At 41.5% G+C, this 26617-nt stretch carries 17 protein-coding genes; 9 read left to right on the top strand and 8 right to left on the bottom strand.

What is annotated here, in order from left to right; translation table 11 throughout:
* Positions 1–66: 66 nt before the first annotated feature.
* Positions 67–1686 (bottom strand): mechanosensitive ion channel family protein, encoded by a 1620-nt coding sequence (locus UYK_RS0110540; protein ID WP_009459924.1) that lies wholly within the window; start codon positions 1684–1686, stop codon positions 67–69.
* Between the two features lie 145 nt (positions 1687–1831).
* Here UYK_RS0110540 and UYK_RS0110535 point away from each other — a divergent pair, with 145 nt between their 5' ends.
* The 5 genes from UYK_RS0110535 (at position 1832) to UYK_RS0110515 (ending at position 9135) form a co-directional block, all read left to right on the top strand.
* Positions 1832–2662 (top strand): DUF6920 family protein, encoded by an 831-nt coding sequence (locus UYK_RS0110535; protein WP_016871379.1) that lies wholly within the window; start codon positions 1832–1834, stop codon positions 2660–2662.
* A gap of 96 nt (positions 2663–2758) precedes the next feature.
* Entirely contained in the window at positions 2759–3154 is a 396-nt protein-coding gene (locus UYK_RS0110530; RefSeq protein ID WP_009459926.1) for a DUF2141 domain-containing protein, read from the top strand.
* 572 nt (positions 3155–3726) lie between these two features.
* Positions 3727–6327 (top strand): PAS domain-containing protein, encoded by a 2601-nt coding sequence (locus UYK_RS0110525; protein WP_016871378.1) that lies wholly within the window; start codon positions 3727–3729, stop codon positions 6325–6327.
* 23 nt (positions 6328–6350) lie between these two features.
* Complete coding sequence (locus tag UYK_RS0110520; protein ID WP_039990977.1) at positions 6351–6776, top strand: response regulator; 426 nt, start codon at positions 6351–6353, stop codon at positions 6774–6776.
* A gap of 94 nt (positions 6777–6870) precedes the next feature.
* Complete coding sequence (locus tag UYK_RS0110515) at positions 6871–9135, top strand: hybrid sensor histidine kinase/response regulator (RefSeq protein WP_009459929.1); 2265 nt, start codon at positions 6871–6873, stop codon at positions 9133–9135.
* Positions 9136–9234: 99 nt separating this feature from the next.
* On the opposite strand, the gene UYK_RS0110510 is transcribed toward UYK_RS0110515, so the two are convergent.
* From UYK_RS0110510 to UYK_RS0110490, 4 genes are all read right to left on the bottom strand, one after another.
* A complete protein-coding gene (locus UYK_RS0110510) occupies positions 9235–11442 on the bottom strand; it encodes a TolC family protein (RefSeq protein ID WP_009459930.1) in 2208 nt (735 codons plus the stop codon).
* Between the two features lie 65 nt (positions 11443–11507).
* Positions 11508–13076 (bottom strand): circadian clock protein KaiC, encoded by a 1569-nt coding sequence (gene kaiC, locus UYK_RS0110505; RefSeq protein ID WP_016871377.1) that lies wholly within the window; start codon positions 13074–13076, stop codon positions 11508–11510.
* A gap of 83 nt (positions 13077–13159) precedes the next feature.
* A complete protein-coding gene (gene kaiB, locus UYK_RS0110500; protein ID WP_009459932.1) occupies positions 13160–13480 on the bottom strand; it encodes a circadian clock protein KaiB in 321 nt (106 codons plus the stop codon).
* Between the two features lie 369 nt (positions 13481–13849).
* On the bottom strand, positions 13850–14200 hold the full coding sequence (locus tag UYK_RS0110490; protein WP_009459933.1) for a circadian clock protein KaiA: 351 nt from the start codon (positions 14198–14200) through the stop codon (positions 13850–13852).
* A gap of 1695 nt (positions 14201–15895) precedes the next feature.
* Between UYK_RS0110490 and UYK_RS0110485 the strand changes: the two genes are divergently transcribed.
* Positions 15896–19282 carry an ATP-binding response regulator gene (locus tag UYK_RS0110485; RefSeq protein WP_026086429.1) on the top strand — a complete coding sequence of 1129 codons (3387 nt, stop codon included), beginning with the start codon at positions 15896–15898 and terminating at the stop codon, positions 19280–19282.
* 65 nt (positions 19283–19347) lie between these two features.
* On the opposite strand, the gene UYK_RS0110480 is transcribed toward UYK_RS0110485, so the two are convergent.
* Both UYK_RS0110480 and UYK_RS0110475 read right to left on the bottom strand, forming a co-directional pair.
* Positions 19348–20241 (bottom strand): hypothetical protein, encoded by an 894-nt coding sequence (locus UYK_RS0110480; RefSeq protein ID WP_009459935.1) that lies wholly within the window; start codon positions 20239–20241, stop codon positions 19348–19350.
* Positions 20242–20307: 66 nt separating this feature from the next.
* Positions 20308–20640, bottom strand: a complete 333-nt coding sequence (locus UYK_RS0110475; protein WP_009459936.1) for a DUF565 domain-containing protein — start codon at positions 20638–20640, stop codon at positions 20308–20310.
* Between the two features lie 509 nt (positions 20641–21149).
* Here UYK_RS0110475 and UYK_RS0110470 point away from each other — a divergent pair.
* From UYK_RS0110470 to UYK_RS0110460, 3 genes are all read left to right on the top strand, one after another.
* Entirely contained in the window at positions 21150–21701 is a 552-nt protein-coding gene (locus UYK_RS0110470; protein WP_009459937.1) for a hypothetical protein, read from the top strand.
* A gap of 118 nt (positions 21702–21819) precedes the next feature.
* Positions 21820–23742, top strand: a complete 1923-nt coding sequence (locus tag UYK_RS0110465; protein ID WP_016871373.1) for an ArnT family glycosyltransferase — start codon at positions 21820–21822, stop codon at positions 23740–23742.
* A 235-nt stretch (positions 23743–23977) separates the two neighbouring features.
* Positions 23978–25441, top strand: a complete 1464-nt coding sequence (locus UYK_RS0110460) for a RecQ family ATP-dependent DNA helicase (protein ID WP_009459939.1) — start codon at positions 23978–23980, stop codon at positions 25439–25441.
* 105 nt (positions 25442–25546) lie between these two features.
* On the opposite strand, the gene pheS is transcribed toward UYK_RS0110460, so the two are convergent.
* Positions 25547–26539 (bottom strand): phenylalanine--tRNA ligase subunit alpha, encoded by a 993-nt coding sequence (gene pheS / locus UYK_RS0110455; protein WP_009459940.1) that lies wholly within the window; start codon positions 26537–26539, stop codon positions 25547–25549.
* Between the last annotated feature and the right edge of the window lie 78 nt (positions 26540–26617).

Genomic DNA, 26617 nt, shown 5'->3' with positions numbered 1-26617 from the left:
ATTTAAAGTAGTTAGTGGTTAGTGGTTAATAGTCTTTACTCCCCATCTCCCCACCTCCTTGATCCCCTACTTCACCGATTTCCCATTTCTATTAATTTCTTGAGTTAAGCGCAATAATGCTTGTTCTATTTCTGGTGAAAGTTTGATGGGTAAGTCGCCAGTACGCATATTTAAGTCTCTTTGGGGGAAGGGAACTTCAATTTTGTGTTTTCGCAAGCAGGCTTCGATGAGAAAATAGATGTCGCTTTTGATCGGTGTTTGTTGGTGGGGTTTGTCAATCCATACTAGGAGTTCAAAGTCTATGGCGCTTTCACCAAATCCTTTGAAGAATACTTGGGGTTGGGGTAGTTTTAAAACTTCAGGATGAGCAACGGCTGCTTCAATGAGTGCTGTTTTTACCAAGTTTACATCGGAACCGTAAGCAACACCTACTGGTAGATGAATGCGAGAAACAGGGTTGCGATGACTCCAGTTAATGACTTCTGTCTCTAGGAATCGGGAGTTGGGGACGATAATGGAAATGCGATCTAGGGTGCGAATTACTACACTACGCGCCCCGATATATTCTACTGTTCCCATGTATTCGCCTACTTCGATGAAGTCACCGACTTGGATGGGACGTTCAAATAATAATACAATTCCACTACCAAAGTTTTTAGCAATGTCTTGGAAACCAAATCCAATTCCCACACCCAAGGCACTGGCTATAATGGTGAGAGAACTGAGGTCTAGTCCCCAAATTTGTAGTAAAACAATTGTACCGAAACTGATAAAGGCATATTTGCAAATAATTGCGATCGCTTCTTGCGCTCCCCTACTGATGCGTGTCCGATGTAAAATGCGGGAGCGTAATAAGTTTGTTGTTGCGCCTGCAAAGATAATTAGCCCCAAAAGCAAGACAATTAAGATAAAAATGTCTGTGAGTGAATAGGCTTTTTGTCCCAGAGAAAAAATGGGAGAGGTGAGACTGCTGATTATTCTGATGGTAATGTTATAGCTCCACTCACGGGTGAGGGGAAATAGATTCGTAATGTAAAGGGAGACTCCCACCCAAAGTAGTACCCGTGCCGAAATTAATATTGCTTTGAGCAGAAAACGTGATGTATTTTGGACTTGGTTGTCAGTTGAGGAGTTAGCCGAAACAAGCATTTGCGAAACTCGGCGCTGGGTGAGTTGCCATAAAATTCCCAACAACCGATTTACGCCGACAGCCATTAATACAATCACAACACTCAGTATTGATGTGTTGCGAATAAACTCTGCGCCTCTCTCGTTTTGGGCTTTTTGGATCGCATCTTCAATTTCCTGAACCCAAATCCTAGCTTGTTCTTCAGGACTACTAGCAGAAACTGCATCGTTCTGGGTGACAGTCAATAAATATCGACCGTTAACTATAATAATTGGAGAATCATTACGTTGTTCGATCCTGATATCAGGTGATTCTTGGGATTTAACAACTGCTTGCAATTGGGAACTAATGAAGTTAGCCCGTTCTTGAGCTTTCGATTGTTCGTTACTGCTGACTCGAAATACCAACCGACCATCTACAGCAACTGGTGCATATTTTACAGATGATTGTGCCTGTGCAGATGTTAACAGGAAACTGATCGACAATACCAATACAATCAGAGTTGTCTGAATAAGTTGGGAGTACCGAGTCTGAGGGAACTTACGATTTTTTCTCATTTTTACCGAGAGTTGCTGATGAGTGCGATCGCGTTTGATGGAACTTATGTTCCATCATTCAAAAAGCCTGACAGTTCACTTCCTCAAAAGTTTCTCATTTTTTGCTCCTAATTTGGAAATTAATTCCAGCTGGAGTTAAATTCATATGCTGACAAAAATTTTATTGAGTATTGCTGTATTACTAGCGATCGCATTTTTAATATTGGTAGTTATAAGAATTAAAAATGACAACGAAGTCAGTAAAATCTGGCAAGAACTTGCAGATTTACCCACAGAACATGTTTTTACAGAAGACATGGTTGCAAGCTTACCCAGTCCTGTGCAGCGCTACTTCTTACATGCGATCACCCCAGGAACTCCTTTGGCGTCTGCGGTAACTCTGGAAATGAGTGGTAGTTTTAGGCTGGGAGAAGATAAACCTTGGGTTCCGATGCAAGCCAAACAAAGAATTTCACTGCTAAAGGGTTTTGTTTGGCAAGCTACGGTTGGACGTGGTTTATCTCAATTTGTGGGTGCTGATTACTACATTAAGGGAACGGGTAGAATGCGATTTTCTCTTTGGGGACTAGTTCCTTTAGTAAATGCTCACACGCACGATATTGCTCGTTCCAGCCTTGGCAGGCTTGCAGGCGAGTTTGTTTGGTTACCTTCTGCCTTACTACCTCAACAAGGTGTTATTTGGCAAGCTATTGATGAGAGGACTGTGCAAGCAAGTTTTGTGATTGATGATGAACCTGTGACACTAAGGCTGATTGTAGACGCCGATGGCAAAGTTTTACAGCTTTCTCTGCCACGTTGGGGAGATGCTACGGAGGATGGTAGCTGGAATTATATTCCATTTGGCGTAGAATTTCAAGCAGAACAACAGTTTGGTGGCTTTACAATTCCATCCCAGATGAACGCGGGTTGGTGGTTTGGTACAGAACATTATCTGGAATTCTTTCGCGCCACGATTGCAAAGGCTGAATTTGAATGAAACTCACAAGGACAGATCAAATTGCGATCGCTTCATCCATTGATTTGAATGCCAGTTTTCAGTTATAAACATTTATGCTGGAATGCTCGTAAGATAATGAGAGAATCTGGTAACTGCAAGCTAACGATTACTATCGATGGGTTAAAAAATCAGCGCGGTCAAATCTGCCTGAATCTATTCTCTAATAGTGAGGGCTTTCCCACCAGTGGCGATCGCGCTTTGCAATCCGCATCTATGAAGATTACAGACACTGCACCTACTATCACGTTTCAGAATTTGCCAGCAGGCAAGTATGCGGTTGCTGTGATTCATGACGCCAATTGTGACGGTAAACTCAATTGTAATTTTTTAGGCATTCCTACCGAAGGTTTTGGGTTCTCCCGTAACCCCAAAATTCGCATCGGTTCACCGGAATTTTCAGAGGCGGCGATTGTTGTGGAAGGTGTCAATACTCACATTCGGATTCAGATGCGCTATCTGTTGGGTAATTGAGGGGTAATGTAGTACAGCTTTGCGTAAAATCGTAGAGTTTGGAAACGCACCAGGGATGCAGCAGAGTCTTGTCTAAGAGAATTCACTCCGAATAAATGAAATTCTGTACTTAGAAGGTTACTCTTTTGAGAAAGTACGAGTTTTCCAATTACGATTAATACGCTCTATTAATCTCTGTGCAAATACTTTTTCTCATCCTAGCAGACTCGCAATATGGACAATGCACAGTAGACCACCTCAATTCATCCCTCTATTATGCAACGCCAAAATTTTTTGTGTTGTAGAAAGTGCGATCGCTCAATCATAAGTACCTACACATAAATATTTAGTTATTTTGGAAAACGACTGAAATCGCCGTATTTCAGAATTTGCACGACTACTTATATTGAGCTTTTTTACAAAAATCTTAAAAAACTCCTGTGAAAAATGAGTTTTACAGAAATCATTTACTATTTTAAAAAATAATAAATTTATAGTGCATTTAATTTGTAAATATTAAGCAGTCAAGATATTTAATAATTTTGGGTTTTACGATTCTGAAGCTGGAAGATTAATTTGCTTCACCCATATTCATGAAAGCTCTACCAAATATTCAGGAAAGGGCAAGATTAGCAGCCCTGCATCACTACCAAATACTTGATACTGTCAGCGAAACTGCTTTTGATCATCTTGTGCAGTTAGCAGTCGTTATCTGTGGTACGCCGATCGCCTGTATCAATTTCATTGATGAAAATCGGCAGTGGATCAAAGCAAAAGTTGGTTGGGATGTCACTGAACTACCATACGATGTTGGGATGTGTCCTATCTGCATTCAGCAAAGAGATGTTTTCATCGTTTCTGATAGCTTGGCAGATCAAGTATGGGCAGAAAACCCAATTACAGCAACGCCTTACGATGTGAGATTTTACGCCGGTGTACCTTTGGTGACACCTGAAGGATATGCGATCGCTACTCTGTGCGTGATGGATCATCAACCCCGACAACTCAACGCCGAACAGGTAAAAGCTTTGCAAGTTTTGGCTCAGCAAGCGATGCTTTTACTGTACAAGCAATCCACCAACACAATATTAAGGGATTGCCAACATGTAGAAGCAGCACTACGAGAAAATGAACAACGCCTCAAGCTGGCATTACAAGCTGGTAAACTAGGTTCTTGGCAGGTAGATTTAAAAACCGGGGAACTGTTTGCATCCAATCAGTGCAAAGCTAACTTTGGTTTACCCCCCAAAATAGATTTTTCCTATCAAATGCTGTTTGACTGCATCCACCCAGATGATCGCAATTATGTAAGGGATTCTGTCAAGCAAGCTCTAGAACAACAAATTGATTATGAAGCAGAGTATCGGTGTATTTGGCCAGATCGCAGCGTTCATTGGATATTAGCACGGGGGCGTGGTATCTATGAAACTGATGGTACACCGATGCGGATGATTGGTGTCACTTTGGACATCACCGAACGCAAGCAAGCAGAAGAAGCCTTGCGCCAAAGTGAACAACGATTACAGTTGGTGATCGATGCGACTAATGATGCTATCTGGGATTGGGATATTATCCAGAACACCTGCTTTTGGTCAAAGCGATTTTATGAGTTCTTGGGTTTACCAAACACAGGCAAAAGACACTTCTATGAATCTCTTTATCAATTAGTACACCCTGAAGATCGAGAGCAATTTGCTGAGTTACTTTACCAACATCTAGAACTCAATCAGCCTTATCAAATGGAATTGCGATTACGGCGTGTGGATGGTAGTTACAACTGGTTTTTAATCAGAGGTAAAGTCATTCGAGATCACAATGGTCGTTCGCTGCGGATGGTAGGAGTACTCAGTGATATCTCGGAACGAAAACGCACAGAAGAAGAATTAAAACAGCAAAATCAGCGATCGCAACTTTTAGCTGAAATTGCCCTAAAAATTCGCCAGTCTCTACAAGCAGAAGAAATTCTGCAAACTACTGTTACAGAAATCCAAAAACTACTGCACACTGACCGAGTCATTATCTTTCGACTGTGGAGTGATGGTTTCGGAACAGTGGTGCAAGAAGCACTAATCAACGGTTGTAGCTCAATTTTAGGGAGAAAACTCTTTGATTCCTGTTTTCTAGAACATTACCAAGAAGCTTATCGCCAAGGCAGGGTTAATATTATTCCCGATGTCAAAACAGAAAATATCCATCCTTGCCACCGTGAATTCCTAGAAAATACTGGTGTTAAAAGTCACATAATTGTACCAATTATTGTCAGAGAAACACTTTGGGGTTTACTAATTGCTCAGCAATGTATCCGTCCTAGAAATTGGAGTAGTTGGGAAATCGAACTATTACAACAGCTGGCAACTCAGATTGGCATTGCCTTAGCCAAAGCGCAATTATTGGAACAAGAAAGACACCGACGTGAAGAATTGGCTCGTTCCAATGCAGAATTAGAACAGTTTGCCTATGTTGCTTCCCATGATTTACAAGAACCATTGCGGATGGTAACGAGTTATTTGCAACTTTTAGAGAGAAAGTATAAAAGCAAACTTGATAGCAAAGCTGATGAATTTATCACCTATGCTGTAGACGGTGCGAGGCGGATGCAAACCTTAATTAATGATTTGTTGAGCTTCTCCCGTGTCAGCACCCGTGGACAGCCTTTTGGCGTAGTTGATTGTCATATTGTTTTGCGCCAGGCGCTTGCCAATCTCAAAGTCGCCATTACCGAAACCCATGCAGTCATTACCCACGACGAACCTCTACCCCAACTCATCGCCGACAGTACCCAAATGGTACAAGTATTCCAGAACCTAATTAGTAATGCCATCAAATTCCGCAGTGAACAGCCCCCGCAGATTCATATTGGTGTAGCGAGGACAGATGGAGAGGTGGGGAGAACCGGAGGTGGGGAGAATATAGAATTAGGTTCTCCCCATCACCCCATCACCCCATCAAAAAATGAATGGCTCTTCTGGGTGCGCGATAATGGAATTGGTATCGAAGATCAGTATTGCGATCGCATTTTTATCATCTTTCAACGTTTGCACACCCGTGGCAAGTATCCTGGTACTGGTATTGGCTTGGCAATTTGTAAAAAAATTGTGGAACGCCACGGTGGACGTATCTGGGTTGAATCACAGTTAGGTCAAGGCAGCACCTTCTACTTTACATTTCCAGATAGGATAGGTAGGGCATCGTGAATGTAAATACTTTAATAGATGTTATGCCTATTGAGATTTTGTTAATAGAAGACAATCCCGGTGATGTAGAGTTGACCAAAATTGCCTTAGAAGACAGCAAAATCTCTGTAAACTTAAATATAGTTGAAGATGGCGTAGAAGCGATCGCGTTTCTACGTAGAGAAGGCAAATATGCTAATGTTCCTCACCCAGATATTGTTTTGCTAGATTTAAATCTACCGAAAAAAGATGGCAGGGAAGTTTTAGCAGAAATTAAAGCAGATGAAAAACTAAAGCGAATTCCCGTAGTTGTGCTAACAACTTCTCAAGCAGAAGAAGATGTTCTCAAGGTCTATAATCTCTCTGCTAACTGCTATATTACCAAGCCAGTTGACTTTGACCAATTTGTCAAAATTGTACAATCTATAGAGAACTTCTGGTTTACCATTGTCAAGCTGCCGCCGGAGTAGGGAGAGGTGGGGTGATGGGGTGATGGGGTGGTGGGATTATTATCAACCACCAACCACTAACAATCAACAAACAACCAATGACAAATGACTAAGAATGCCAGAACAACCAATCAAAGTATTGTTGGTAGAAGACAATCCCGGTGATGTCCGTCTGTTGCAAGAATTCTTGTGGGATGTCACTACTGCACAGTTTGAATTGATGCCTGTTGAGCGATTAGACAGGACACTGAAGTTGCTCAATCAAGAAAGCTTTGATGTCATTTTACTCGATCTTTCTTTGCCAGATAGTCAAGGTTTGGAAACTTTTATTACTTTACACCGTCAAGCACCAGCTATTCCGATCATTGTGCTGACTGGTTTAGATGATGAGAATTTGGCTCTTAGAGCTATGCAGGAGGGAGCGCAGGATTATCTGGTTAAAGGACAGGTAAGTGGTGATTTATTAGTGCGTTGTATGCGCTACGCCATTGAAAGACAAAGAATTGAAGAAGCATTGCGTCAAAGTGAGGAAAGATTTCGAGTCGCACTCAAAAACTCCCCCATTGTTGTTTTCAACCAAGATAAAGAATTACGTTATACCTGGGTTTACAATACTTCACCGGGTTTTATTAACGAAGAAATTTTAGGCAAACGAGATTTAGACCTAACTGCTGCGGCTGATGCCCAACTAGTTTTTGACATTAAACAACGTGTCCTGTCAACGGGAATAGGAATCAGAAAAGAAGTATCAATAACTACTGCACAGGGAATACGATATTTTGATTTGACAGTAGAACCATTGCGAAATGAAGCACAAGAAGTTATTGGGGTAACTTGTGCCAGTATTGACATCAGCGATCGCAAACTTGCTGAAGAAAAAATCCGCGAACAAGCTGCACTGTTGGATGTAACTACAGATGCAATTTTTGTCCGAGATTTAGATAATCGCGTTATTTTGTGGAACAAAGGCGCGGAAAATCTTTACGGCTGGCTGGTACAGGAAGCTTACGGCAAAAAAGTTGTGGAACTTTTATATGATGATGAACCCCCAGAGGAAGTGGAAATAGCACTTTTGACAGTGATTAATCAAGGTAAATGGCAGGGGGAACTACCTAGAGTTACCAAAAGTGGTAAGAAAGTTTTAGTTTCCAGTCGCTGGAGTTTAGTTTGTCAAGAAGACGGTACACCAAAATCTATTCTCACTGTTGATACAGACATTACTGAGAAAAAACAGCTAGAAACACAATTATTTCGCGCCCAACGTCTAGAAAGTATCGGTACTTTGGCCAGTGGTATTGCCCACGATCTCAACAATATTCTCACACCGATTCTGGCTGTATCTCAACTGTTACCACTGAAATTCCCTAATATTTATTCCGAACATGAACATCTGCTAGAAATACTCGAAGACAGTGCTAGACGTGGTGCTGATTTAGTCAAGCAAGTTTTGTCTTTTGCCCGGGGTGTGGAAGGTAAGCGCATGACTCTGCAAGTCAAGCACTTAATCCGGGAAGTTGTCAAGATTATCAAACAAACTTTCCCCAGATCCATTGAAGTGTGTATAGATGTAGCGCCAGATTTATGGACAGTTTATGGAGACAGCACACAACTACATCAAGTGCTGATGAATCTTTGTGTCAACGCCCGTGATGCCATGCCTGATGGTGGGAGTTTGACGATTTCAGCAGAAAATCTCTTGATTGATGAAAACTATGCTCGCATGAACTTGGACGCCAAAGTCGGCCCTTACACTGTGGTTACTGTGGCAGATACTGGTGTTGGTATTCCCAGAGAAATCGTCGAGAGAATTTTTGAACCATTTTTCACGACCAAAGAATTAGGCAAAGGTACGGGTTTAGGACTTTCCACAGTTATTGGTATTGTCAAAAGCCATGGTGGTTTTGTCAATGTCTATAGTGAAGTAGGGCGTGGTACTCAATTTAAGGTTTACTTGCCAGCAGCACAGAAAATACAAATAGAGTCAACACCACAGTTAGAACCGCTAGCAGGTAAAGAAGAATTGATTTTGGTAGTAGATGATGAACCTGCGATTCAAGAGATTACAAGAGCATCACTAGAAACTCATAACTACAAAACCTTAGTGGCTAGTGATGGTATTGAAGCGATCGCATTATATGCTCAGAATCGGGACAAAATTAGTGCCGTCCTCATGGATATCATGCTACCGTCTCTAGACGGTTTAACAGCTATTCGTACCTTACAAAAAATCAATCCGTCAGTCAAAATTGTTGCTACTAGCGGACTAGCCTCCAGCAGTAAGTTAGCGCAAGCATCAACTACCAATATCAGCGGATTTATATCAAAACCTTACACTGTCAAAGAATTATTACTGACTTTACAAAAGGTTCTGAATGGTTAATTGCAAGGGGTCGGGGATTAGGGACACGGAGGACAAGGAAGACAAGGGAAATATCACACCCCTCACACTCCCCATCTCCCCATCTCCAATAATCCTTGCCTACTGAGCAATTCTACTTAATCCTCTGGCAGTTACAGATCTTTGCAAACTAGCCAGAGCGCGATTATAAGACAAAATGGCGCTGACAACGTTGCCTTCTGCTTCTGTCAGATCATCCTCAGCAGCAATTACATCTGTTTGAGTTCCCACACCTGCTTGGAATCGCAAACGCGCCAAGCGCAAAGATTCTCTGGCTTGTTCTAAAGCAATATTAGCGGTGTTCACTCGGTCTAAATTGGCTCTTAATTCCGAATAGGCTTGCTCTACCTGGAAGCGGATTTGATTGCGTGTATCGTTAAACTGAGTTTCAGCAATCCTAATATTAGCTCTTTGCTGATCAGCTCTGGCTCTGGCTGCTCCCCCATCGTATAAATTGAGAGTGGCTTGCACTCCTAGCGAATAACCATCGGTAACGCTAATACTATCATCAAACTGATCTAACAAGTTATAACTAGCAACTAAGCTGATTTGTGGTCCTAAATCTGCCAGTGCTAAACGCCGTCTCTGTTCGCTAAGATTACGTTGTGCTAACTGTTGTTGCAATTCCGGGCGGTTTTGATAAGCTAGTAGAATAGTGTCTTCTAGTGGCAAATTCCAAAGACCCGCCAATCTGACAGGGTCTGCGGCATTGACACTCAGGGCATCTGGAATATTTAATGTAGTGGCTAACTGACTGCGGGCGATTCTTTGCTGAGACAATGCTTGACTCAGTTGTTGTTGAGCATTTGCCAAAGTTACCTGCGCTCGCAGTACGTCAAACTGAGTACCTACACCCGCCCTTTCTAGAGCTTGGGCATCGCGCAAAGTCACCTCAGCATTTCTCACAGCAGACTGACGAATGCGTACATTTTCGTCTGCTTCTTGCAGATTGTAGTAATTTTGGGCAACATTGAGGCGAATTTCCTCAGATTGATTTGCCACATTCAATTCTTGGAAGCGTAACTGTTCCTCAGCGGCTCCTATGTTGGCTGAGCGTCTGCCTGATGTATAGATATTATAAATAAGTTGTGCTTGACCACTAAAGGATGTACTCGGTTCATCGGTGGATTGACTACGAAGTTCTGGTGGTAAACCCTCTTCTTGTTGTTGTCGTATTTCTGAGGAGAGTTGACTTTGAGCAGATTGCTGACGGGTAATACCAGCACTCAAGTCAACAGTGGGAAATAAAGCTGCTTGAGCCTCTCGCAAAGCGGCTTTAGCTCTTTCTAGTTCTAGTAAAGCTATTTGTAGTTGTGTATTATTGCGTTGTGCTAGCTCTACAGCTTGTTCTAGGGTAATTGGCTGGGTTCCCTTTTGTCTGACTTCCTCTGGTCTGGTAGGAAAGAGCAAGGGGTTGCTTTTGTCAGGGTTGAGGTAATCAGGTGGAGGTATGGTTCGTTTTTGTTGATTGTTGATTGTTGGTGCTGTCGGTGTCGGAGAAACTGCTTGCGATACTAGTTGCTGAGGGTAATTTTGTGGAGAACAACTAGTCGTATCTGGTGAACAATTCTCGGTTTCCAATAGCTTTGCCGAACCTGAACCTCTAGCGACATTTTTTAAAAAAGCTGAGGCTTGTAAATCAGGATTTTGTTTTAATGGTACTGGTGTGACTGAAGATTTAGGTGATTGCTGAGTCGCGATCGCATCAGTTGTCTCTATTGGCAATGTTTCTAGAGTTGAGTTTCTGCTAATCCTGACTTCACGCAGCTTTTCCCTGACTTGAGACGATGATGTAGTCTGCTGCACAGAGTTTTTCTCTAAACCAACTTCAGTTTTAGTAGGACTTTGCCACCCGTGCTGAGTACCATCTTCAAAGGAAGCGACTTGCATAATTTCTGGCTGCAAGTTGCTATCAAAGATCGCAGAAGCAAGTTGATTGCTATCTATTGGCTGGGTTTGGTACGGATTTGCTGCTAAGCTGAAAACACTTGGCACGTCCTGAAAAGAAATTTTTCCTATTGGTAGAGCAACTGTTTTAGTAGCTATTTTGTTAACATCTTGAGTTGCAAACCGTTGCATGTTAATTGTCTTCAGTTCCCCTAGTGCTACTGGTTTGATGGTGGTCGGCAAATTAGTTACAGAACTAGTATTTTCTGCTACTAAATCTCCACCCTCTACAGGAGTAGAAATACTGGGGTTAACAACCTGCTGCGCCCAAGTTGGTTGAGTGGTTAGTACTGCTGCTGTTACACCAGGTAAGAAACTATAGAATATAATCTGTCCTTTCACCGCATCCCCTCACACAAAAATAAGGCGGCTTCATACCGTTTTTTCACACAGAATATAACACGACGCTAACTGGAAGCATCACTGCTGTCTTTGTCTTGAAAACTCTTGACAATGCGAGACAGTTCAGCTTTTTCATCGATACTAACGCGAGTCGGCGCTCCGCTGACAATTCTTTCATAATTGCGGAAAGAATCTTTAATTTCCGGTCCATCTGCTGTGATATTGTATTCACGAATACCCTTATCGTGCCAAGAACCGCGCATTTTAAATACATTGATTGCCCGTGCCATTTCTCCACGAATTTCTACATACTGCAACATCAAGATGGTGTCAGTAATTGTGGAAATATGGGAGTCGGTAATCGAATGCGAACCCATAAATTGATCGGTTGTATTAGTAAAAAAGCCTGTGATTTCTTCTTGCTTGGCGTAACCCGTGACACCAATTACAAATTGTCGAAATGCATTATTACTTACACCCCGCGCCAATGCTGAGAGCGAATCAATGGCAATTCGAGAAGGTTTAAAATCAGCAATTTCTGACTTAATAATTTGTAAGTGGTCTTCTAAGCCAGTTGATTCAGGATAGGTACAAATTATTTTTAGCAAACCTTGACGTTCTAAATCCTCAAACTCTATACCCCAAGATGAGGCGTTACGTGAGAGTTGAGCGCGCGATTCTTCGTAGGCAAATAGTATTGCCCGTTCGCCATTTTGGCAGCCATTTTGAATAAATTTGCTGACTAATAATGTCTTACCTGTTCCTGTTGCTCCTGTTGCCAAGATGATTGAATCTTTAAAGAAACCACCGCCACACATATCATCTAAGGTTTTAACCCCAGAAGATACCCGCACGTTGGAAGACCTTTGAGTTAAACGCATTGCCCCAAGTGGGAAAATATTGACTCCTTCATTCGTAATTGTGAAAGGATATTCGCCTTTCATGTGTGTTGTACCACGCAATTTCAAAATTTCGACGGTACGACGACGACGTTCCCCTTCCAAGACGTTGCGGACAATTACTACGTTGTCGGAAACAAATTCTTCTACCCCAAAACAAGCAACTGGTCCATATTCCTCTGTACGTTCTGTGGTGATGATAGTGATAACATTAAGTTGTTTGAGTCGGGCTACCAAACGGAAAATTTCACGCCTTATGACTCCAACAGCCTCATATTGCTGAAATACGGCTGTGATGGAGTCGATCACTACTCTTTTGGCTCTATATTTGCGGATGGCATATTGCAAGCGTTCGATCAATGCTGAAAGGTCAAAGTTACCAACAATATCTTGTCCTTCTGGGTCAGGAGAAGCATCCAAGATAAATAACTTCCCATCGTTGATTAAGCCTTGCAAATCCCAACCAAAAATATGTGCGTTTTTTATGATATCATGAGGCGATTCTTCAAAAGTGACGAACACCCCTGGTTCTTCAAAATAGCTAATACCGTTGAAAAGAAACTGGAGAGAAAATAACGTTTTGCCAGTTCCAGAGGTACCGCTGACCAGAGTAGTTCTACCTACCGGTAATCCACCATGACTAATGTCGTCAAACCCCTCTATCATCGTACGAATTTTTTCTACACCACCAAATAGAGGTGCATTGTTTTTCTCTGGTTGGTCTTTTTCTCTCATCTTTTTTTATACTTAACAAATGGGAGTTCAACCCAGTTATTATATTAATAAATGTTGAGACTTAGTTTTATCTATTTATATATCTATTCTGTTTGGAATTGTTCGTCTTCTGTTAACTCTTCGTAAAGTAAGTCTAAACCAATCAATACTCTTTCTCTGTCTGATAAATCACCAATAATTTTCCGAACTGGTGGGGGCAATATTTTAGATAATGTTGGTGTGGCTAATATTTTATCTTCTTCTGCCAATTGTGGGTTTTTGAGTACATCTATGACTTTGAGAGTATAAACTCCTTTAAATTCTTGTTCTAATATATTTTTAAGTGTTCTTAGTGCCATGACTGAATTGGCCGTATTCCCTGCCACGTACAACTTGAGAACATAAGTCTTTTTTATTTTATTCATAAGGCTAGAGTCAGGGATAATAAAGTAAAGACAGCTGCTATGTGTGCTAGCTGATCACGACGGTGAACCTACGGCTCAAAGACAAAAAGCTTAACTTTGACTTAATTTGGGCTTTGTGCCTTCTGCTTCCCTATACTAGTACAACGCAATGGAGATCGAGATCTCATCCCAAACTTGGTTGTTTTAATTTTTTACTTTTAATTCTGTGTAGCGGTACTGGTCGACTGTGCGCTTCAACTGTAATTATGCCAGCCATCTGCAAGCCTTCTCTCAATTTTAAGCAGGTAGACATAATTAAACCCAAAATGCTTATGCTCATAAACTAGATAGGTTCAGTCTTTCTCTATCCGCCATCTGCCATATACTTACTTATTTGAGAAGCGATCGCCGATAAAGTTCACACAAGTGAGCAAGGATATCAATCAACGTCAAGCGATAGTCTAGTAACGTTTCGTCACTCCGTCCTTCTAATTTTAGCTGTTTGGAAAATTCATCAATTAGTTCCATATGAATTTCTATAATTTGCGGCACAGGAATATTAGCACAAAATACTGCATTGATAAATTTATCAATTTTTTCCTTCAGTGTTTTGTCTGTGGTAAAGTAATCTATAAGAATCTGGCGGTAGTCTGATTTGAGTTCCTGTAAAAACGCCTGTTGTTCGGCTTTTGTCATTTGCTGAAAAAAACTTTGCTGTTTTGGCTGCTGACATCCATTCACATGTGAAATATTCCCTTGGGTTTTTGATTTTTACCTTTGAACGCAACTACTTCTTCAGTCAAGGATCATATTTTTCAATATTGTCTTATTGGTAGTCGTTGAGTAACAATCTTACTTAATTTGTCAAGTCACTAGTGTTACACATTTCCATTTAGATAATGGTGAGTAATTATTGTACTTGAGTTTTATTACCCAAGTATTTATGGTGATTGCATCAAGTCCAGTTACTTTGTTACGAAATTGTGTTTTGTTGTAATTGGCAAGGAAGATAGTTTTAAAGCAATTGCCGAACCCGACACATCACATTAAGTGTTTAAGAGGACACAATATTACAACATAAAGTTACCTTAAATTGAATTTCTATTTCAAAAATTATAGATATATATGCTTTTTGCATTGATCTAATGTTTACTTTTCCTCATAGCGTTACTAACATCTGTTTGAAGAAAAAATATGGTGAACAAACAGCATAATCAATATTCCTATATACACCTCCTAAACTTACTGAATTAAGAACAGTAAATAAGTATCATTTGTAATTTGGCGAACAATCTCACAGTTGCATCAGCTGCATGGTTATTTTGTAAAGTTACCTGAATTTTGGTTCTTAACAAATTGTACAGTCTTATTAACAACTGTTACAAATGCTATTTCAAGCAAACACTTGAACTGTATTTTAAGGAGGGGATGAGTGTAGAGGAAATAAGTCATCAATGCCTGCTATTAGACATTTTTACTCACAGGCGCAGCAGATATAAAATTGACATAGATTTAGTCCCATTCTAAATCGACTGACTTTTAGCTCTTGTCCTTCATCTCTAACCAAATACAGATTCTCTAGTTTTACTCCTTAGATAAGATACTTAAACTAAGTTAAATGTTCGTTTCATTCTAAATCATTATAATTCCTAAAGGTTCTAAAGCGAATCTTTGGAGCCATAATTGTTTTAGTTGTTGCTATCTAAAGAGGCTTTTTAACACCAGCAGCACAACTGGCAACAGGAGGCTAAATTCTGAGCGGTGGTTATCGCTAATACAGACTGCTGAGGAGAAAAAGGTAGATATGTGGTCGGCAACTAGGCTATAAGAAATAACACTAATGCCAGAAGCTTTTGTATTATTTCTTACCCTGTTGCACTGCATTCCACTAAATTCCTTTGGTGGTAGGTAAAAGTCACGTGTCTAGGAAAAGGTTTTATTATTTACCTTTTACTAACATAAAGAACTAAATAGCCATCACACAACTTCACCAATCAGAACGAATGAAAAAACTTTCTTTCTGTCTACTGATAGCTGCTTTTTTCAAGTCAGCCATTCATGAGAAAATCCCACAACTAAACATGAAAATTTTTATACCTTCTGCCATCTGACCTCTGCCTCCTGCCTTATTTTAAAACCCCTGTAAATGTACTTAGCTTACAGGTTTGTAGGCTAGGTTAGTATCAAAACCAAAAAGAGCAAAGTCAAACGCCTTCGCCTACCCAAACTCTTGGAAGGTTGAATTGTCTGATTTCCAAAGCTCTTTGAGAAGCAGGTGTAAGGGTGAGTTTTGAAACCCATATTCTCACCTGAATCGTTTTATAACCGCGAATGGCAAAGTGAGATATGGCTGGGAGCGCAAACAGCACCAGGTTAGCTACTTGGTGATGCTAGATGTTTCCGCACCGAGAGAATTATACTCGAAAGCTTATGTCAATGTTAAAGTACCCGCTCTACGAATTCATCAGCACTGTACCCATCTGCTCAAGAACAGCAACTCTCAAGGTTGTGTTAGCAAGTTTTGAGACAGAGCAGTGCGATCGCCTGGTAGTTTTGAATGAGCAGCAAAACCCTGTTGGGGTAATTTATTCTGCCCATTTGCTACCAGAAATTTTGGTAGCAAATCAAGCAAATAGTAATCAAGCAGGGTCTTTTGATTTAGAACAAACATTGACAAGCTGGGGAGCAAGTTTGATACAACCAATACAAAATTTGCCCTCAGACTGGGGTGTCGAGGAATTTAGTTATTTGTTGCGATCGCAACAGAACAAAAATAATATTAACCGAGATTGGGCATTAATTGACTCTGAAGGCAAATTTTTAGGGTTAATAGATAGCTCAAGGTTACTGCAATTTGTGGTTCGGCAAAGAACACAAACTCAACCACAAATCGAAAATACTACCAAAAAAGCCAAATCTCGTCGCCGCAAAACATCCGTGGTTGCTAAGTCTACAAAGGAAGAAAAACAGGTAACACTCGGAACTTCACCATCGCCGAATCATCCTTTAATTCAACTGTTAGAAAGACTACCCTGGCCTTTAATGCTGCAAACTAACACAGGCAAAATTGTAACCCAAAACCCAGCATGGTGGCAGCAATTAGGAGTTTTAAAAGATCCAGAAGGAGTTAGACAACAAGTAGAAGCAATCCTGAATCCCGCAACACTCAAAAACCTGGAAAATCGTACTCACCAAGGCTTATCTAATAGCAGCATTACTAATCATACTCATCATTATCAACCTCAGCCCGTAGCCGCGAAAACTCTAATTCGAGACGATATGTCAACTAGCAGTGAAGTACTGCTACCAACGGCTACAAGCCAGTATTCAGAATTACCCACATCATTAAAACAACCGACACAACTATCTTCTAAGGTCAATCGCTGTTTTTTAGATAGCCGACATGGAACTTGTACCTGCGTTGTAGAAATACAAAATGGTCAAGAAAGAGTCTGGCAATTTGCCAAAATTCCTTTAGATAGTCCAGAACTAAAAGTTAAAAATCCCGGTTCAGATACAGCAGTTAACTCAGATTTGTGGTTGATGTTAGCCACAGATGTCACTGAACAACAGCAACTTTGTAAAGAGCTAGCAGCAAAAAATGCCGATCTAATGCAACTAAATCGGTTAAAAGATGAATTTTTAGCCTGTATTAGTCATGAGTTAAAAACTCCCCTAACCGCGGTTTTGGGATTATCGCGATTGTTGATAGATCAACAATTAGGAGAACTCAACGAGCGGCAAGCGCGTTATGCTGGACTAATTCATCAAAGTGGACGGCATTTGATGAGTGTAGTCAATAATATTTTGGATTTGACCCGCATGGAAACGGGGCAAATGGAACTGATGCTAGCAATTGTTAATATTCGTACAGTGTGCGATCGCGCTATCAGTGAAGCAAAAGCTATCCACGCCCAAAGTCGCAAAACCGTCGTCTCTTCTCATCCTCAGACTGGTGGAGAAGAACACAAATTCAGTCTTTTTATAGAACCAGGTTTAGAAGAAATTGTCGCAGATGAGTTTCGCCTGCGTCAAATGTTAGTACACCTGCTATCCAATGCCTTCAAATTCACCGAAACAGGAGGAGAAATCGGACTGCGAGTCAGTCGTTGGGAAGGTTGGATCACATTTACAGTATGGGATACAGGAATTGGCATTCCCGAACATCAACAGCATCTGATATTTCAAAAATTCCAACAATTAGAACATCCCCTTACCCGCCAATTTGAAGGTACAGGACTAGGTTTAGTCTTAACCAGGGCCCTTGCTCGTCTCCACGGTGGTGATGTTAGCTTTTTATCTCGTGAAGGTAAAGGCAGTCAGTTTACTTTGTTATTACCACCGAGTCCCCCGAAAGAAGTGGGAAGATTAGGAAACGAGGAAATGGGGAAAAAGATGATGGGGAGAAAGATTTCACCCTACCCCACCACCATACCACTCCATCAACCATCCCACCACCACCTCACCCCAAGCCTGCAAGAACAACAGGGGCGAAGACAGACATCTACAGTTCATCACTCCAGTTCTTCCCAACAACTAGTATTGGTAGTAGAAGCAGTTGCCCGCTATATTGAAGATTTAACCGAACAACTTACAGGCTTAGGTTATCGAGTAGTAATTGCGCGTTCAGGATGTGAAGCTGTAGAAAAAGCCCGGCGTTTGCAACCCAAAGCTGTATTTCTCAATCCCTTACTACCTCTGCTTTCCGGTTGGGATGTGCTAACTTTACTCAAATCCGATGCTACGACTCGCCATATCCCTGTAATTGTGACAGCAACGGCGGCGGAGAAAGAACAAGCATTTGCCAATCGTGCTGATGGTTTTTTGAGTTTACCAGTGGAACCTCAATTTTTAGCACCGCTATTGGAAAGTTTGTATACAATTTCCCAGAAAAAGCAGCACAACAAAGAAGCTAAAGCAACTGCAATTCATACCCCACTGCGAATTCTCAGATTAGTCCATCCTGAAAGAGACACTCTTGATTTGTATCCCCTCCTACTCCAACATCGGATCATAGAAGTAGATGATATTGAACAGGCAGAATTGCTAGCTAGAGTATGGCAGTTTGATGTGGTTTTATTGGATGCAGAAGTCCCAGCAGCAGCAGCTTATCTGCAAAAACTGAGTAATTTTCCTCGCTTGGCAACTCTACCCTTGGTTACTTGTGATGTGAAAACCACACAGATAGCTTCTCAAATACCTGGTTTGTCCGTGTTTCCTTGTTTAATGCGATCGCCCACAAACAACAACGATAATAGTAAAAAAATAGATGCTTTATTATCAGTGTTGCAAATAGCAGTTGGTATATCCTGTCCTCCCAGTATCTTAGTAGTGGAATTGGCAGGATTACCAGATTTGCCAGATGCAAAACGCAAGCATTCTAGTAGGAAAAGTTTAGACAAAGACTCTCAAGCCGCAGATTTTCCCCAGCAAGGCTTGAAACCTCTGACGATCTCTCGTGGTTCCGAGTGGTTCCAAGCATTAATTCAGTATTTGCATACAGCCGGACTGAAAGCGACAATCGGTAGATCCTGGGAAGAATTGCTACAACAACTCCGCCACGAAAGCGTTGATTTGTTGCTAATTTGCTTAGAAGAATCTAGTCTAAAAAAAGAAGTATACTCAGCCCTGAAAGTACTAGGGGAGTTACCTGTAAAATTGCCGCCCGTTTTGGTACTAGATCAGCAATTAAATCCTGATCTTGCTCAGGAACATTCCTTAGACAATGCTGTGGGTGCGATCGCCACCAAAGTTTTGCCTCGATCAATCTCAATGGAAGATTTGCTTAATCATATTAATCAAGCTTTAGCAACAAATGAATAGAGTAATTAGGGATCGGGGTGATGGGGAGGTTCTAACTAATAACTACTAACCACTAATTTTGTCAACTAACTCAAGATTTTACCAAAACTGTGATCGGAGTTAATTTCAATTACTAAATCAACTAGTGTTGGAGATTCAATTAAGGGTTTGATAAATAATTCTGGGTGAAGAGAACACCAAAAGTACTTGACAAATTGCTCAATTTCTGAATCTGTCATGCCCGGCTTGCCAAGAGCAATCATTTGCCTTTCAGCTTGTTGACGCCACTCCAACGAAAATCGATAATCTTTGGGATATAGCACAATTAAGCTATCTAATCTTTCCCACAGTGGCAGATAATCACGCAGTTTATCATTGATATCACGGGCAAAAGCTTGATCTTCGGGAGTCAAAATCGGCGACGGTGGGTGATCAAATGCACTGGGATCAATTGGACGTACACCAACAAACCAACCCTCAAATAATACAATGTCTGCATTTGTGACAATTTCTGGAGTAGTTCTATCACCAGCACCATTGTATGCTGACTTATCAAAGCGAGGCACTGACACTGGCAATTCACAGCTACGAATTTTGTCTAGTACAGTTAAGCCTAACTCAACATCATGAGTTCCTGGTGGACCACGCCAAATTAATCGGGGATCATGCTGTTTGAGAATTTGGCGATCGCGATAGGTTTTGTATAGGTCATCCAGAGATAAACTTAGGGCATTATATCCCAAATACCCAATAATCAAAGCCAATACCCGACACAAAGTAGTCTTACCTGTCCCTTGTCCTCCCAAAATACCTTGAATCAGCGGACGATTGAGTTGCTGTCGATGGGATACCAGCCTTTTAGCTAGAGGTAGCCACACATTGCACAAAACCTCCGACACTGCTTGGGGCTGCATCTGGAGATGACTTTGGCAAAATTCCAGCACATCAAGATAGATAGATTTGAACAAGTCATTTGTCATTGGTCATTTGTTAGTGGTTAGTAGTTAGTAGTTAGTGGTCAGAACCTCCCCATCTCCCCACACTCCTCAAGATCCCAGCTTAAATGCTTCCAAAAATAAACTATAGGTAAGACCAACTTTCAGGTAGTTGATTGCTTGCACCCAAAAGACTTGTCGTGCCAAAACACTACGATTGTAAAATATCCTACTGGCAATTTCTGTTGCCAACACTAAAGTTCCAGCTACTACAATATCCCATTCTGCTGTTTGTCCAGCGGTAGTTGCTACTGCGCTTCCAAGAAAAAAACCGAGTAAAAAACTGATTATTAATATAGATATGCGTCGCCAAGGGTTGAGAATCCATTCTGCTAAACGCCTAGTAAGTACATTGAATAAGTTATTGAGACGAGTATTTTGCATGATAGAGATAGTACTTAAAACAGTAGAAATACTCAGTGTTTAAGAGGGTAGGAATGTAAGAAAAGTGTTTTTGTTTGATATTTACACTGCTATACTCTTATACTCCCATACCTAGCCTGAGAAAGACTTTGAGCAAAATTTGATGAGATATTTCCATCTTGAAGATATTAGGTTTAGCATAAAGTTGTGTGGATATTATTTGAAGTTGTTTTGGGTTTAGGGTGAATACAAAAATTAATACATAATATCATCATCTTGAGCTACGGCGAAGAAATGAAGCGTCAAGGAATTTTTTCCTAACTTCCTTCGATATTGATGCTCATGATGACATAAATTATACATCTTGTCCCCAAATTCTCAAAAAGCCAGTGTCGGCAATTGCACCAGTTACTAGTTATTTGTGATCGGTGACATAGTTTTGATGTTCACTGAATCAATTATCACTGTTGACAGTGGGCTAGTATCTTAAACGAGCTTAGAAAAAATACTTATTTGTAATAATTATCAATATGAAATTGCCAATCTACCGTAATGCTGTTCTCACAGCTGCCTGCTTGGGATTGCTGTTGTTGCCTGTAGGGTGCTATGAAGTTAAAGTATCCTTTGAGGCAGATCAACCCTCTGAATCTCCTGCAAATACTAACTCAGAAAGTGCGATCGCTTCTACTTTAAATACTTCCGTAGCGACACCTACAAAATCTTTATTTACATATCATCAAGGCTCGACGGTCAAAGCAACAGGCCAGGGAATTTTACGCATGAGTAATCAAACCGAACAGCCAGTCCGCCTTGCTTTACTAGCACGCAAAGCGGGAGTTAAAAGTAAGTCTGAACAAAGCTATGCAGTTCCAGCGCATTGGGATTTTGCCCCAGGAGAAGGTAGTGAAAAGGGCCTGATTTTATCCCTACCCAACGGTACTATCAAAATTGAAAAGGGAGATATTTTAGTTGCCTTTGCACAAGATGGATCCCGTCGCTACTGGGGACCTTACGTGGTTGGCGAAACTCCCACTCCTGTGTGGAACCCACAAAAGCAAGAATGGGAGTTGATTCTTGATTAGTAGTTTAATTGTTAGTAGTTAGTGATTAGTGGTTAATATTTGTTTTGAGAACAAAGAACAAAAAATCACAGTTAAACGACTATTGACTAGTGACCCTATACCATTGACTTGTGACTCAATGACAATTCGCGCACTTGACCAGTTGTTAACTAGGATTGGCAAACGTCCAGCCTTTGTGATCGCACTGTCAACCTTGTGGTTGATTTTAGTTGGTGGGATCGCATTTTTTTGGCATTTGGGCAGTATTGGGCTGATAGATGAAACCGAGCCTTTGTTTGCTGAAGCTTCCCGCCAAATGTACACAACAGGTGATTGGATCACGCCGTTTTTCAACGGCAAAACTCGCTTTGATAAACCTGCTTTGATTTACTGGTGTCAAGCGATCGCATACAGTATTTTTGGTGTGAATGAGTGGGCTGTACGTCTGCCAAGTGCGATCGCGGCAATGGCTGTCATTAGCTTGGCTTTTTATACTGTGCAATGGCAACTGGCAAAACAAGATGCTTTGGAACAAGTTTTTCGCCCTTCCAGGCGCTGGTTAACTGCTGGCGTAGTAGCAGCTGTAATGGCACTAAATCCCGAAATGATTGTTTGGGGAAGAACAGGTGTCTCGGATATGCTACTCACTGGCTGCATAGGATCAGCATTGTTGTGCTTTTTTTTGGGATACGCAAGTCAGGAGGGATCAGAGATCGGGGACAGAGAACAAGGAGGACACGGAGAATATCACACTCCCCATACTCCCCCCACTGTCCCTAATCCCCACCTCCCCAAGAAATGGTATCTCGCCTGCTACGTACTAATTGCTGGTGCAATTTTGACTAAAGGACCGGTGGGTATTGTTTTACCAGGGCTAATTATCAGCGCGTTTTTGCTCTATCTGGGCAAATTCCGAGAGGTGATGCGAGAAATGCGCCTCTTGCTAGGTATGCTAATTATTTTGGTCTTATCACTGCCTTGGTACGTGCTGGTGACTTGGCGCAATGGCTGGAATTACATTAACTCGTTTTTTGGCTACCACAATATTGAGCGCTTCACAGAAGTAGTCAATGGTCATACAGCTCCCTGGTATTTTTACTTTCTGGTAGTATTACTGGGTTTTGCTCCATACTCAGTGTACTTGCCGCTATCAATGGCAAGGCTGAAATTTTGGCAGCGCAACTATTGGTGTTCTCAAGAGCGATCGCAACAGCTTGGTTTATTTGCCTTTTTCTGGTTTGTGAGCATCTTCGGCTTTTTTACCATTGCCGTTACCAAACTTCCTAGCTATGTCCTACCCTTAATGCCAGCAGCAGCAATCCTAGTAGGACTTTTGTGGAGTGATTTACTCAAAGAGCATAGGTTAAGCAAACAAACAGATATCCTTACTTCTCACACTCCCAGACGCGCCATGGCGCGTCTCTACATTACTTCCCCCACTCCCCCTCTCCCTTCCTCCCTCCTCTGGACTGGCTGGGTCAACGTAATATTTGTATCAGCGATCGCAGTAGCACTATTTTACGTACCCCGGTTGTTAGGTGCTGATCCGGCTGCACCACAATTTCGCCAAATGCTGCAACAGTCAGGTTTGACAACGTTGGGAAGCGTGATCTGGTTAGTGTGTGCAGTGGTATTGGCAGTGGTAATACTGCGTCGCCGTTGGCGTCTGTTGATTGGTGTGAATTTGTTGGCATTTGCGCTGTTTTTAATTTTTGTCCTGACTCCAGCCTTATTTTTGATAGATCAAGAACGTCAGTTACCTTTAAGAGAATTGTCAGCGATCGCAGTCCAAGTCCAAAAACCAGGTGAAGAATTAGTTATGGTTGGCTTTCAAAAACCCACCGTTGTTTTTTATAGCCAACGTCCTGTAAATTACATCAAAATGAGTGCAGCCGCGGGCGATTATGTGAGAAAGGAGGCTGTGAATAAAACACAATCTGATTCAATTTTAGTTTTAGCTCAACCGAAAAAGTTTCCAGAAATGGGTTTGCAATCAAATAGCTATCAAACTTTAGGAAAAAGTGGCGCTTATCAATTAATTAGAGTGTTTTTGAATAAGTAAATTGTTGCTCTTGATAGAGGTATTTCCAGTACTCCTACTAGAGAGTCTTTATGGGGTTTGACCCTAATTCAGCCATTTTTCCTGCGAGAATGAAACAGTCCTGCCGTTATAGGGGGATTGAGGGGTAATAACAAGCATACGTAACTTGAAGCGATCGCTAAAATATATAAAATTACTGAGCCAGGAATCTTTCAGTAGAGGATATATTCAAATTTAAATACATCCGCTGCTGCTCATGAATAACTCTGCAAAAATATCCTGGAATGACGTTTTGGTTGCATTTCAAGAAATTTGGGGTTACAAAGATTTTCGTTCGCCACAGGGAGAAATTATCCGCAGTTTATTGGCAAAAAATGATGCACTAATTATCATGCCTACTGGTGGCGGAAAATCTATTTGCTTTCAGTTGCCCGCGTTGTTACAAACAGGGTTAACGTTGGTAGTTTCACCTCTAGTAGCGCTGATGGAAAATCAAGTTCAAGAACTACGCCAACACAAGTTAAGCGCTGCACTTTTACATAGCGAATTGTCATCTTGGCAACGACGAAAAATTCTGCAAGCTTTAGAACAACAAAAGTTGAGATTATTATATCTATCGCCAGAAACTTTATTTAGCCCCCCAGTATGGCAAATATTATGCCAGCCACAACTGACAATTAACGGCTTGATATTAGATGAGGCACATTGTTTAGTGCAATGGGGAGACACTTTTAGACCTGCCTATCGAAGAATTGGGGCAGTGCGGCCAGCATTGTTGAAATCAAAACCAATAGGAACAAAAATAACGCTAGCCGCTTTCACTGCCACTGCCGATCCTCTAGCCCAAAAAATCATCCAAGAAACTTTACAACTAAACCAACCAGCAGTCTTTCTTTTAGACCCCTATCGTCCTAATCTTAACCCAAGAGTCCGATTAATTTGGACTCCAAGGGATAGAAAGCAACAATTATTCAAATTTATCAGAGAAAAACAACAAACAGCGGGATTAGTCTATGTTCGCAGCAGGCGAGATAGCGAGAATATAGCTGCATGGCTGCAACAGATGGGTTATGTGACAGCCAGTTACCATGCAGGACTGAGTGCAGAAGAACGGCGCATGATTGAAACTGCTTGGATAGAAGGGAAAATGCCATTTGTTGTTTGTACTTCTGCTTTTGGTATGGGGATAAACAAATCAGATGTCCGTTGGGTGGTTCACTTTCACGCACCTTTGTTTTTATCAGAGTATGTACAGGAAATTGGACGCGCCGGACGAGATGGTAAACCAGCACAGACATTAACTTTGGTAAGTGAACCTACGGGTTGGTTAGATCCAGAAGACAAGCAAAGGCAGAAGTTTTTTGAGGATAAAATGCGATCGCAACAGCAACAAGCACAGCAATTAATCAAAAAACTACCAAAAACAGGGGAAATAAACGCAGTCACACGACAATATCCTGATGCTGCTATTGCTCTTTCTCTGTTGCACAGTACTGGTCAACTCAACTGGCTTGACCCTTTTCACTACACCATTGTGTCTAGTAAGAAAACTCAGCCTGTAAGTCAATTGCACGCCGCCAAGCAGATGAATAAATATCTTACTACCAAGCAGTGCCGTTGGCAGTTTTTGTTAAACGCCTTTGGTTTTCATCAAAAGGGTGAAAATTGGCGTTGTGGTCATTGTGATAATTGTCGTAGGGGCGAAGCATTTGATGAGTAATCTTTCCACAAAACCAATCAATTATCGCCCAAAGGCTTCGCCCGTACATTTGATCATTACTTAAACAAATGACCAATGACAAATGACCAATGACAAATAACGATTTTAAAACTGCTGCAAAAAGCGCAAATCGCTAGTATACACACGACGAATATCATCCAGTTGATGCAGCACCATAGCAAAGCGTTCCACACCAAAACCAGCAGCAAAGCCAGTATAAACTTCTGGGTCGTATCCTACCGCTTTCAACACATTTGGATCGACCATACCGCAGCCCATCACTTCTAACCAGCGTCCATTCCACTGTAAGTCAACTTCCGCAGATGGTTCTGTAAATGGGAAATAACTGGCACGGAAGCGGATAGGCAAATCTCCAAACATCTGATTTAAAAATACTTTGATTGTGCCTTTGAGATCGGTGAAAGTTAGTCCCTCATCAATTGCCAAAAGTTCAATTTGATGAAACACTGCCGCGTGAGTAGCATCCACGTTATCTCTTCGATAGACCCTTCCTGGTGCAACAATGCGGATAGGGGGTTCCTCGGCTTCCATGTAACGAATTTGTACCGATGAGGTATGAGTCCGTAGCAAGTTACCATCTGGCAAGTAGAAAGTATCCTGCATATCGCGGGCGGGGTGATCGGGCGGGGTATTTAGGGCCTGGAAATTGTAGTAGTCTGTTTCCATTTCTGGGCCAGAAGCCACCGTGTAGCCCATACCAACAAAAATATCCAGCGCCCGATCAATCATACCGTTGATCGGATGGACTCGACCTTGAGGGCGGTAAATTCCCGGCATTGTGACGTCTAAAGTTTCCGCCTCCAGCTGTGCTTGAATTTGAGCTGCTTCCAGGGCCGTGCGTTGCTGGTCAAGGCTTGTTTGCAGTGCTTCTTTAACTGTATTAGCGATCGCACCAATTTTTGGTCGTTCCTCTGTTGGGAGTTTACCCATACCGCCCAGAAGCACTGATAAACTACCTTTTTTGCCCAGGTACTTGACTCTTAATTCCTCAAGAGTTTCCAAGGTGGTGGCAGCTGCGATCGCTTTTTCTCCTTCCTCTTGCAGTGCCAAAAGTTGAGTCTCTAAATTACTTGTCATTAGTTAATAATCAACAGTCATTGGTCATCTAAAGTATGAAGTGTGAAGTATGAAGGATGAAAATTTTTTATACTTAAT

Source organism: Fischerella thermalis PCC 7521, assembly GCF_000317225.1.
In the GTDB taxonomy this organism is placed as follows: domain Bacteria; phylum Cyanobacteriota; class Cyanobacteriia; order Cyanobacteriales; family Nostocaceae; genus Fischerella; species Fischerella thermalis.
This window is presented reverse-complemented; position numbering and strand designations above follow the sequence as displayed.

What these genes read in the sequence shown, in the direction of transcription:
- kaiB (WP_009459932.1), bottom strand. Translation starts at nt 13,480, where the DNA reads ATGAATAAAATAAAAAAGACTTATGTTCTCAAGTTGTACGTGGCAGGG.
- UYK_RS0110525 (WP_016871378.1), top strand. Translation starts at nt 3,727, where the DNA reads ATGAAAGCTCTACCAAATATTCAGGAAAGGGCAAGATTAGCAGCCCTG.
- UYK_RS0110465 (WP_016871373.1), top strand. Translation starts at nt 21,820, where the DNA reads ATGACAATTCGCGCACTTGACCAGTTGTTAACTAGGATTGGCAAACGT.
- pheS (WP_009459940.1), bottom strand. Translation starts at nt 26,539, where the DNA reads ATGACAAGTAATTTAGAGACTCAACTTTTGGCACTGCAAGAGGAAGGA.
- UYK_RS0110470 (WP_009459937.1), top strand. Translation starts at nt 21,150, where the DNA reads ATGAAATTGCCAATCTACCGTAATGCTGTTCTCACAGCTGCCTGCTTG.
- UYK_RS0110535 (WP_016871379.1), top strand. Translation starts at nt 1,832, where the DNA reads ATGCTGACAAAAATTTTATTGAGTATTGCTGTATTACTAGCGATCGCA.
- UYK_RS0110540 (WP_009459924.1), bottom strand. Translation starts at nt 1,686, where the DNA reads ATGAGAAAAAATCGTAAGTTCCCTCAGACTCGGTACTCCCAACTTATT.
- UYK_RS0110475 (WP_009459936.1), bottom strand. Translation starts at nt 20,640, where the DNA reads ATGCAAAATACTCGTCTCAATAACTTATTCAATGTACTTACTAGGCGT.
- kaiC (WP_016871377.1), bottom strand. Translation starts at nt 13,076, where the DNA reads ATGAGAGAAAAAGACCAACCAGAGAAAAACAATGCACCTCTATTTGGT.
- UYK_RS0110530 (WP_009459926.1), top strand. Translation starts at nt 2,759, where the DNA reads ATGAGAGAATCTGGTAACTGCAAGCTAACGATTACTATCGATGGGTTA.
- UYK_RS0110515 (WP_009459929.1), top strand. Translation starts at nt 6,871, where the DNA reads ATGCCAGAACAACCAATCAAAGTATTGTTGGTAGAAGACAATCCCGGT.
- UYK_RS0110485 (WP_026086429.1), top strand. Translation starts at nt 15,896, where the DNA reads ATGTTAAAGTACCCGCTCTACGAATTCATCAGCACTGTACCCATCTGC.
- UYK_RS0110480 (WP_009459935.1), bottom strand. Translation starts at nt 20,241, where the DNA reads ATGACAAATGACTTGTTCAAATCTATCTATCTTGATGTGCTGGAATTT.
- UYK_RS0110460 (WP_009459939.1), top strand. Translation starts at nt 23,978, where the DNA reads ATGAATAACTCTGCAAAAATATCCTGGAATGACGTTTTGGTTGCATTT.
- UYK_RS0110520 (WP_039990977.1), top strand. Translation starts at nt 6,351, where the DNA reads ATGCCTATTGAGATTTTGTTAATAGAAGACAATCCCGGTGATGTAGAG.